A 1,547-nucleotide genomic window follows, 5' to 3' on the forward strand; every position below is an offset into this window, starting at 1 on the left:
CGGCGGCCGGCCTCCGTCCCGGCTCGCGGCAGCCGCCGCCCCGTCCGCCCGCCGGCCGTGGCCCGCCTCTGGCGTGAAGCACTGAATCAGTGCTTCACTTCTTCGCATGCCCTACCGCCGCCCCCCAGCCGTGCAGGCCCGCCTCGACGCCCGCCGCGACCGCGTCCTGGAAGCCGCCGTCGGCCTGCTGTCCCGGGAGGGGTACACCGGCTGCTCCGTCGCCGCCATCGCCGCCGAGGCGGGCATCTCCACCGGCAGCGTCTACCAGGCGTTCTCCGGCAAGTCCGAGCTCGCCGCCGCCCTGTTCCGCACCCTCGTCGCCCGCGAGGTCGAGGCCGTCGCCACGGCGGCGGACCGCCCCGGCACCGCGGCCGGCAGAGTGGCCGCCGCCGCGGAGACCTTCGCCGGCCGGGCGCTCCAGGCGCCCCGGCGGGCGTTCGCCCTGCTGGCCGAGCCGGCCGACCAGGCCGTCGAGACCGAGCGCCTGGTCTTCCGGCGGGCGTTCCGCGACGTGTTCGCCGCCCGCATCGCCGAAGGCGTTGCGACCGGCGAACTCCCCCCGCAGGACCCCGACCTGACCGCCGCCGCCCTCGTCGGCGCGATAGCCGAGGCGCTCGTCGGGCCCCTCGCCGACGGGGACGCGGCCCCCGGCGACGTCGTGCCCGCCCTGACCACGTTCACCCTGCGTGCCCTTGGAGGACACGATGCCCCGGACGCATGAGGTCACCAACCAGGTCCCGCCGCACCACGGCTACGACGCCGCCGCCGATCCGGCCCTGCTGGAGGCCGTCGCCCGCGAGGGCGCGGAATGGGCCGTGCCCGAGCTCCACCGCCTCGGTGTGCTCGCCGGGTCCGAACAGGCCGCCGAGTGGGGGCGCCTGGCCAACGAGAACCCGCCCGTGCTGCGCACCCACGACCGCTACGGCCACCGCATCGACGAGGTCGAGTTCCACCCGTACTGGCACGATCTGATGCGCACCGCCGTCGCCCACGGCCTGCACGCCGCACCCTGGACCGAGGACCGCCCCGGCGCGCACGTCGCACGCGCCGCCAAGTTCATCGTGTGGGGGCAGGTCGAGGCCGGGCACACCTGCCCCGTGTCGATGACGTACGCCGCCGTCCCGGCGCTGCGCACGACGCCCGCGCTCGCCGCCTGGCTGGAGCCGCTGCTCGGCTCCCGCACGTACGACTTCGGACTGCGCCGGCCCGACACCAAGGCCGGGCTGATCGCCGGAATGTCGATGACGGAGAAGCAGGGCGGCTCCGACGTGCGCGCCAACACCACGACGGCCGTCCCGGCCGGGGACGGCACGTACCGGCTCACCGGGCACAAGTGGTTCACGTCCGCGCCCATGTCGGACGTGTTCCTGACGCTGGCGCAGGCTCCGGGGGGCCTGTCCTGCTTCCTGCTGCCGCGCGTCCTGCCCGACGGCAGCCGCAACCGGCTCGCGCTCCAGCGGCTCAAGGACAAGCTGGGCAACCGGTCCAACGCGTCCGCGGAGATCGAGTACGAGGACGCGTTCGGGTGGCTGGTGGGGGAGGAGGGG

Annotated in this window: 2 protein-coding genes; both read left to right on the forward strand. The window is 75.6% G+C overall.

The features are described from left to right. Positions 1 to 106 precede the first annotated feature (106 nt). The gene (locus EF903_RS32445; RefSeq protein ID WP_125548518.1) at positions 107 to 721 is read left to right on the forward strand and encodes a TetR/AcrR family transcriptional regulator; all 615 of its coding nucleotides are present in this window, start codon (positions 107 to 109) and stop codon (positions 719 to 721) included. Further along, the coding region (locus EF903_RS32450; protein WP_185902944.1) for an acyl-CoA dehydrogenase family protein at positions 705 to 1,547 on the forward strand (843 nt) is incomplete at its 3' end. The genes EF903_RS32445 and EF903_RS32450, both read left to right, overlap by 17 nt.

This window comes from Streptomyces sp. WAC05292 (assembly GCF_003949955.1).
GTDB lineage: Bacteria > Actinomycetota > Actinomycetes > Streptomycetales > Streptomycetaceae > Streptomyces > Streptomyces globosus.